Annotated in this window: 9 protein-coding genes; all 9 read right to left on the bottom strand. The window is 43.0% G+C overall.

What is annotated here, in order from left to right; all coding sequences use genetic code 11:
- Positions 1–864: CDP-glucose 4,6-dehydratase (gene rfbG / locus A3G19_RS04740; RefSeq protein ID WP_294870843.1), on the bottom strand; the 864-nt coding region annotated here is incomplete at its 3' end.
- A complete protein-coding gene (gene rfbF / locus A3G19_RS04735) occupies positions 849–1,622 on the bottom strand; it encodes a glucose-1-phosphate cytidylyltransferase (protein ID WP_294870841.1) in 774 nt (257 codons plus the stop codon). The genes rfbF and rfbG, both read right to left, overlap by 16 nt.
- Positions 1,622–2,455, bottom strand: coding sequence for a glycosyltransferase (locus A3G19_RS04730; protein ID WP_294870839.1), 834 nt, complete (start codon positions 2,453–2,455; stop codon positions 1,622–1,624). The genes rfbF and A3G19_RS04730 overlap by 1 nt, the downstream gene beginning before the upstream one ends.
- Positions 2,456–2,479: 24 nt before the next feature.
- Positions 2,480–3,718 (bottom strand): O-antigen ligase family protein, encoded by a 1,239-nt coding sequence (locus A3G19_RS04725; RefSeq protein ID WP_294870837.1) that lies wholly within the window; start codon positions 3,716–3,718, stop codon positions 2,480–2,482.
- A 16-nt stretch (positions 3,719–3,734) separates the two neighbouring features.
- Positions 3,735–4,748: a glycosyltransferase family 9 protein gene (locus A3G19_RS04720; protein ID WP_294870835.1), complete on the bottom strand. Its 1,014-nt coding sequence runs from the start codon at positions 4,746–4,748 to the stop codon at positions 3,735–3,737.
- A 1-nt stretch (position 4,749) separates the two neighbouring features.
- The gene (gene rfbB / locus A3G19_RS04715; protein WP_294870833.1) at positions 4,750–5,793 is read right to left on the bottom strand and encodes a dTDP-glucose 4,6-dehydratase; all 1,044 of its coding nucleotides are present in this window, start codon (positions 5,791–5,793) and stop codon (positions 4,750–4,752) included.
- Complete coding sequence (rfbD, locus tag A3G19_RS04710) at positions 5,790–6,659, bottom strand: dTDP-4-dehydrorhamnose reductase (RefSeq protein ID WP_294870831.1); 870 nt, start codon at positions 6,657–6,659, stop codon at positions 5,790–5,792. Before rfbD ends, rfbB begins: the two co-directional genes overlap by 4 nt.
- A complete protein-coding gene (rfbC, locus tag A3G19_RS04705) occupies positions 6,652–7,224 on the bottom strand; it encodes a dTDP-4-dehydrorhamnose 3,5-epimerase (RefSeq protein WP_294870829.1) in 573 nt (190 codons plus the stop codon). Before rfbC ends, rfbD begins: the two co-directional genes overlap by 8 nt.
- A partial coding sequence (locus A3G19_RS04700) for a sugar phosphate nucleotidyltransferase (protein ID WP_294870827.1) occupies positions 7,224–7,698 on the bottom strand: 475 nt, incomplete at its 5' end. The genes A3G19_RS04700 and rfbC, both read right to left, overlap by 1 nt.

Below are 7,698 nucleotides of genomic sequence, written 5' to 3'. Positions count from 1 at the left end.
CCAATGCTTTTTGACATGGTTTACGACCTCTTCGACGGTGATGCTTCCCTCATCGCTGGGGCCAAAATTCCAAGCTTCTGCAAATTCAACCCGTTCTTCGAGCAGTTTTTGTCCGATAGCGAGATATCCGCTGAGCGGTTCGAGAACGTGCTGCCAAGGGCGGGTGGCATTCGGATTTCGGATACTGACTTTTTCCCCTTGGGAAACGGAGAGCATAATGTCGGTCATAAGACGGTCTTTCGCCCAATCTCCGCCACCGATCACATTCCCAGCACGGCAGGACGCCAAAAGAGTGTTATGCGATTTTTTATACTCTTCGGGATTAAAATAGGAGCTTCTATATGAGGCTGCAAGAATATCGGCACACCCTTTGGAAGAGCTGTAGGGATCATATCCCCCCATTGGATCGTTTTCACGGTATCCCCATACCCATTCTCGGTTCTCATACGCTTTGTCACTTGTAATATTGACAATGGCTCTTACACCATTGGCTCGACAGGCTTCAAACACTTTAAGGGTCCCCATAACATTGGTCTCATAGGTTTCGATCGGGTTTTCATAGGAAAGGCGTACCAGCGGTTGGGCGGCTAGATGAAAAACGATCTCCGGTTTATAGGTTGCAAATGTTTTATTTAAGAGCTCTAAATCTCGGATATCTCCGATAACAGAAATGATATTAAGCGCTAAAAGGTCTAAATGATTTGGCTCTGTCGGAGCCTCTAGGGAATAACCAATGACATTGGCACCCATTTCGTTAAGCCACAATGCTAGCCATGACCCTTTGAATCCTGTATGTCCTGTTATAAGAACAGTTTTTCCTTTATATTGACCGCCGAACAGATTTTGCATTACCAGACTTTCCACGGAGCTTTTTTGCTTTCCCAAAGTTTTTGAAGTTCTTGTTTATCTCTGAGAGTATCCATAGGTTTCCAAAAACCATCGTGTTTATAGGTGAAAATCTCTCCGTCTCGCGCAAGGTTTTGTAACGGCGCTTGTTCGAATACTGTAGAATCCCCTTCGGTGATGTAGTCGAAGACTTTGGGTTCACAAACAAAGAATCCGGCATTTATCCAGCCACCATCTCCTTTTGGCTTTTCGAGGAAATGGGTTACTTGATTATTGTCTTCGATGTTTAATGCACCGAAACGACCGTCTGGCTGTGCGGAGGTCATTGTCATCGCTTTACCGTGAGATTTATGAAATACCACCAAATCTGAAATGTTAATATTACTGACACCATCTCCATATGTTAGCATAAATGGTTCATCACCGACAAAATCCTGTGCCCGCTTAACACGTCCACCGGTCATACTGTCTAATCCGGTATCCAAAAGTGTGATTTTCCAAGGTTCACTGGAGTTATTTAGCACTTCCATTTTACCGGTTTGGATATCGAGCGTTACGTCACTTTGGTGGAGAAAATAGTTGGCAAAATACTCTTTGATATAATATCCTTTGTATCCAAGCAATAAGACAAACTCATTAAACCCATAATGGCTATAAAGTTTCATAATATGCCAAAGGATCGGTTTTCCACCTATATCAACCATAGGTTTTGGACGAATATCGGTCTCTTCGCTTAATCGTGTTCCAAATCCACCCGCAAGTAATAAAACTTTCATTATGACTCCTTAATAATCCCATCTTTACAATAAAATGCATTTTCCGCACGATGTTTTTCCATAATTGCTTTATTCACATCCCCTTCAACTGCACTAAAGCGTTTCGGATGATAGAGATGGAGGATATTGGCATTGTTTCGGCATGATTTTAGTTCTATCCCCATCCCCCGAAAGCGCCAGCTCGGATCGACATCTTCTCCTTCGGCGGGGAGACGGTACGTTTCGTCAAAACCGTTGATTTTCAGAAAATCCTCTTTGTAGCATGACCAGTTGCATCCGATGATATGACGAACATAGCGTTTATGAATCTGACGGCTGATGAAAGAGTGCGATTTAAAGGTTAAACCATCTTCGGGATGACGTGCATCATCGGCAATCATGAATGGCAGATACCAAAAGAATTTTTTTTCGATATCACGGACGGTAAGCTCATGGCGTTTGACCCGTTCGGTAAATTTAGGTCCGAGTTCGAACCGTTTGCCGCAGAGGACGATCCCTTTTTGGGCATTTTCGGCATGCGCTTGGATGAAGGTACTGTAGGGGACACAGTCTCCGTCGATGAAAATCAGGTATTCGTTCGATGAGGCTTGGATTGCATTGTTCATCGCTTTGTTTTTCCACCAGCCATCATCCGGTTGTGTGAGATGGAGGAGATGAGGGAAACGGTCTTTTTGTGTAGCGATAAATTCACGCATTTCGGACGAATCACCATCTTCAGAAACGATAATCTCATCGGCGGGGAGCGTTTGATTAGCTAAGCTATCCAATATAAAACCAAGTGCCTCTGTATCTTTGTAAACGGAGATGATAATGGTTGTTTTTGGGAATTCCATTGCATACCTGATAAATGAAGTCTTTTATTGTACTACAGAGTTCCTAAAATCATCAGAAGGCCGTTTGAGAGTGATTCCCATGATGAGAACGAACAAAATCGTTAAATAGGATGCAGGAAGATTACCTATCATCATGTAAAGAGCCAATAATCCTAGCATAATAGCTCCGATGGAACGGTATTTGGGCTCAATAGTTAGTGAAGTGGCTAACGACCATAAGAGCAACAGCCAAAGGAGGAGTGCGAGTATGCCTCCATTGACCGTAATATGAAGATAGGTATTGTGAAAATCGGTAAATCCGGACATAAAAGAGGGATAAGTTGAAAAATTGTTTGTAATAACAGATTTATATACATCTGTATGATCCCCAAGCCCGATACCAACCAAGAGGTTATCTTTAACAATGCTCATACCTACTTCCCAAATCATGACACGCTGTCCGGTACTGTCATCGCTCAGGGGAGTTCCATTTAGTGTCATATAGGCAATAGAGTTGATTGTTTCGAGACTCCGTTGATTAAAATTGGGGCTCATTTGATAAGCAAGAAAAAAAACCGTTGCTATGATCGGAGTAAGGATGGAGAATGTTTTTAAAAGATTAAATTTAAAATAAGTAAGAAGATAAATGATTGAACCACCTACAACCGCTATTTGTCCGGTTCGTCCCGCATTCATAAAAAGATTGGAAAGCATAGTGATAATAAATAAGAGATAGATGGCAGTACGTAATGGTGTGTGGCGTTTTTCAAACAAATTAATAACCATTAAAAGGACTGTAAATGATAGGAAAAAACTATATATACCTCGTGACATAAAAGGAGAAGGATCGGCAGGTGACCATGTCGGTTTGTATTGAAACGGCATTAGTTCGAAAAAAATGAGATACGACAACACTTCACTGATGATCATAGCAGCTAAAAAAGCTTTGAGGATAGGTGCTAAATAATCAGACCGTAATGAGGTATAGAACATAGGAAGAAGTAAAAAAAAGTAAAATTTTCGTAAATAGTCCAAACCTTCAGCTACATGATCACTCCAAGTTAATGTCAATGAATAGTAAAGAAAAAAAAGTGATATGAACCAAAAAACTTTTTGTTCTCGAATCATTTTCCATTTGATTTTCCAATTCCCTTCCCAAATCCATACAATGGCCAACAGAGCGGATATAAGCGTATACGCTCCAATCGATAAAGGTATCGAAAAAGCCAGCGCAACGGTAAGCCAATTAAAGAGCTGATTAGGGGAAAGAGATTTAAAGTGCATCAAAATCCTAGATAAATTAGTTTAAAACGGCTGTAAGTTTTTTCAATACTTCTGTCGGCGTAATCTGACTCATGCAGATATTGTCCCGACACTGTTTCATCGTCTCTGTTTTATAGCAAGGGGAACACGGCAGTCCTAATGAGATAGGGTGTACTGAGTTCGTATCGCTTTTATAGGGGCTGTCGGTGACAGGGTTGTTGGGTCCCATTAGTATAAACGTGGGTGTATCGACGGCTGCTCCGATATGCCCTGTCGCCGAGTCGGTGCAGATAAGTGCCGCAGCATGTTGAACGGTAGTGATCAGTTCAGAGATCGAAAGCATTCCCACGAGGGCAATGACATTTTCAGGGTAAGGTTTGATTTGATCAAAAAATGCCTCTTCTCCCCGTGCACCGACGATAACGATCGGTGTATCGGCAGCAAGAGATTGGATCAGGGATTTCCAATACTCAAACGGCCATGCCCGATAGTTGAGCCCTTTTTTCTGATTATGAGAGTTGCTGGGGGCGATAACGATGTAGCGTTCAGGAAGAGAAACTTTTGTTTTAAGTTCCTCAAATGATTTTCCGAATAGGATGGGTTTCGCTTTGAGAAGGATAGTCGGATCAATAACATCCCGATAGTAGTGCTTGGTTGCTTCACCTCGATTGATATTTTGGGTTTCTGCCGTCTCTAAAATCCCCATACCTGTTTTGTGAGTCGCATGAATTGCGTTGATAAGGCTTTTAAACTGTTTCCCAAATTCCAGTGAAATGAGCAAGTCATAGGGATGTTTTTGTGAATAACGGATAATTGCACGTTTTTGAGGGCTGAGCCAAATCGGGAGTTTTTTATGTTTGAGTGGAAAAGTTTGATGGATACGGGGATCATTTTCAAACAGTTTCCCAGTTCCGGGTGTTGTGATAAAGTCGATAGTGATATCACCGTATTGTGAGTGTAGTGCATCGATAACTGCCGTAGCATAGACTAAATCTCCCAATGCTCCACAACGGAGAATCAGTGCTCGTTTTACCTCTTTTAAAACGGACATTTTAGATAGCCTGTGAGTATTTTTTCAAATACCACTCTATCGTTTTCACGATACCGGTATCAAAGTTCTCATCCGCTTTCCAGCCTAATTCATTTTCCAGCTTGGTTGCGTCAATAGCGTAACGGCGATCGTGTCCTGCACGGTCTTCGACGTAGGTAATGAGCTCTTTGTAAGATTTAGATTCTGAATCAAGTTCAGAATGACGAGGAGCCATTTCATCGAGGAGGGTACAGATACGTTCAACGATCTGGTTGTTGTTGCGCTCATTGCGTCCGCCGATGTTATAGACTTCTCCACTACGTCCGCTGTGATAGACCAGATCGATCCCTTTGCAGTGATCGAGTACATAGAGCCAGTCACGGATATTTTTACCATCCCCATATACGGGAATGTTCTCACCAGAGAGTGCTTTGCGGATAACGGTTGGGATCAGTTTTTCGTTATGCTGTTTCGGTCCGTAGTTGTTCGAGCAGTTGGTGATAACGGTGTTCATCCCATAAGTATGATGATATGATCTCACAATCATGTCTGATCCCGCTTTAGAGGCACTGTAGGGGCTGTTAGGAGCATATGATGTCTCTTCGGTGAACAGATCACTTGGGTCATCACTGAGGGTTCCATACACCTCATCGGTGCTGATGTGGTGGAAACGGCATCCCTCAAATCCGGCTTTATAGACGAACGGTTTTTCCATCCACGCTTTATAAGCAACATCGATGAGGGTAAAGGTTCCGTTGACATTGGTCTGGACAAACACGCCTGGATTTTTGATACTGTTATCGACATGGCTCTCTGCGGCAAAATGGATGACACCGCGAATATCGTAGGTTTCAAAGAGGGATTCGACCAATGAACGGTCGCAGATATCCCCCCGAATAAAAATATGTTGATCATTGTTTTGGACTTCAGCGAGATTTTCAATATCTCCCGCATAGGTGAGAAGATCGAGATTGATGAGACGGACATCAGGATATTTGGCTAAAAAATAGGGGACAAAGTTGCTCCCGATAAATCCGGCGCATCCGGTAACGAGAATAGTTTTCATTTGGTTTCTCCTAATGTATTCAAACACTGTTTAAGTGAATCTCTCCAATACGGGATGGAGAGGTTAAAATCATTTTTTATTTTTGCTTTATTGAGCAAGCTGTAGTGGGGACGCGAAGCTGGTGTCGGGTATTGATCGGTCGTGATCGGATTTACGTTGCATTCCACACCGCTGAGTTCAAAAATAGCACGGGCGAAATCGTACCAGCTAGCACATCCCTCGTTACTGTAGTGGTAAATTTCAGGGGTTCGATTATTGATGTTTGGAAGGATCTCTAAAATCGTTTCTGCTAAATCACGTGCGTAGGTAGGGGTTCCAATTTGATCGAAGATAACACCGAGGCTATCACGCTCTTTACCTAGTCTCAACATCGTTTTAACGAAGTTAGTGCCGAAAGAGGAATAGACCCATGAAGTACGGATGATGATCGTGTTCGCCGGAGCGACGGAGAGGATCGCATTTTCGCCGTCGCGTTTAGTCCGTCCATAGACCCCCTGCGGATCGGTCGGATCGCTCTCAACGTAAGGACGATGATTCTTCCCGTCAAAGACGTAATCGGTGGAGATATGGATAAGAGCGATGTTTTTGGCTTTTGCAATTTTAGAGAGCATACTGACAAAGCGATGGTTGATGGTATCGGCCAGATCACTTTCACTTTCTGCTTTGTCGACGGCAGTGTAAGCGGCACAGTTGATAATAGTATCGAATATCTTGCCCTCGAAAAAATCTTCCATTTTGCATAGATTGCCAAGATCAAGCATTGAACGATCGGCAAAAGTAAAAGTGTATTGGGGATACAAGGCACTTATTGCTTGGATTTCCGAACCCAATTGTCCGGAAGCTCCGGTAACGAGAACTTTAGGCATACAAATCATTTCCAAAAGTGAAATGGTCTGCATCAGCAAATAATGGTTGTTGGGTATCTTTGGCTGAGAGTTGAAGTTTTTCTGTCGAAACGATCCAATCGATGTTTAATACCGGATCATTAAAAGCGATTCCGCGATCACATTCGGGAGAATAGTAATTGTCGACTTTATAGGCAAAAGTACAGTTCTCAGAGAGCACCACAAATCCATGCGCGAATCCTCGAGGGATAAAAAGTTGACGTTTATTTTCGCCTGAGAGTTTGATCGCTACATGCTGACCAAAAGTGGGTGAACCTGCTCTAATATCGACTGCCACATCGAGCACTTCTCCCTCGATGACCCGTACCAGTTTAGTTTGGGCGTATGGAGGAAGCTGATAGTGCAATCCACGCAATACTCCATAGGACGATTTAGACTCGTTGTCTTGGCAGAAAGGGGCTGAAAAACCTAAAAATGCTTCGAGTTTATCGGCTCGGAAGGTTTCGACGAAATAACCACGTGCATCTCCATGCACTTTGGGATCAATGAGGATAACATCAGGGATGGCGGTACGTGTAAAGGTCATTAAATTGCTTTTCCTTCATGGGCTCTTCGGATCAGGTATTGACCGTATTGGTTTTTGCTCAGCGGTTGAGCTAATTCTAAAAGTTTTTCTTTCGAGATATAACCCATTTCAAAAGCGATCTCTTCAATACAGGCGACTTTGAGTCCTTGTCGATTTTCAATCGTTTGAATAAAGAGACTCGCTTCCAAAAGAGATTCATGGGTTCCCGTATCGAGCCATGCATATCCACGTCCCATAAGCTCAACTTTGAGAGCATTTTGTGCAAGATACACTTGGTTAACAGTTGTAATTTCCAGTTCGCCGCGATCAGAGGGTTTGATATTTTTAGCAATCTCTACAACACTGTTTGGATAAAAGTACAATCCGACGACCGCATAGGAGCTTTTCGGTGTGAGCGGTTTTTCTTCGATGGAGAGGACATTTCCCTCTTTGTCAAACTCGGCGACACCGTAACGCTCAGGGTCTTTGACCCAG

Origin of the sequence: Sulfuricurvum sp. RIFCSPLOWO2_12_FULL_43_24 (assembly GCF_001829605.1) — a bacterium.
Lineage (GTDB): Bacteria > Campylobacterota > Campylobacteria > Campylobacterales > Sulfurimonadaceae > Sulfuricurvum.
The sequence above is the reverse complement of the archived record's forward strand: the minus strand, read 5'-3'. Positions and strand labels throughout refer to the sequence as shown.

Bases quoted from the DNA above. Each gene is read 5' to 3' on its own strand.
- rfbF (WP_294870841.1), bottom strand. From the start codon at position 1,622: ATGAAAGTTTTATTACTTGCGGGTGGATTTGGAACACGATTAAGCGAA.
- A3G19_RS04730 (WP_294870839.1), bottom strand. From the start codon at position 2,455: ATGGAATTCCCAAAAACAACCATTATCATCTCCGTTTACAAAGATACA.
- A3G19_RS04725 (WP_294870837.1), bottom strand. From the start codon at position 3,718: ATGCACTTTAAATCTCTTTCCCCTAATCAGCTCTTTAATTGGCTTACC.
- A3G19_RS04720 (WP_294870835.1), bottom strand. From the start codon at position 4,748: ATGTCCGTTTTAAAAGAGGTAAAACGAGCACTGATTCTCCGTTGTGGA.
- rfbB (WP_294870833.1), bottom strand. From the start codon at position 5,793: ATGAAAACTATTCTCGTTACCGGATGCGCCGGATTTATCGGGAGCAAC.
- rfbD (WP_294870831.1), bottom strand. From the start codon at position 6,659: ATGCCTAAAGTTCTCGTTACCGGAGCTTCCGGACAATTGGGTTCGGAA.
- rfbC (WP_294870829.1), bottom strand. From the start codon at position 7,224: ATGACCTTTACACGTACCGCCATCCCTGATGTTATCCTCATTGATCCC.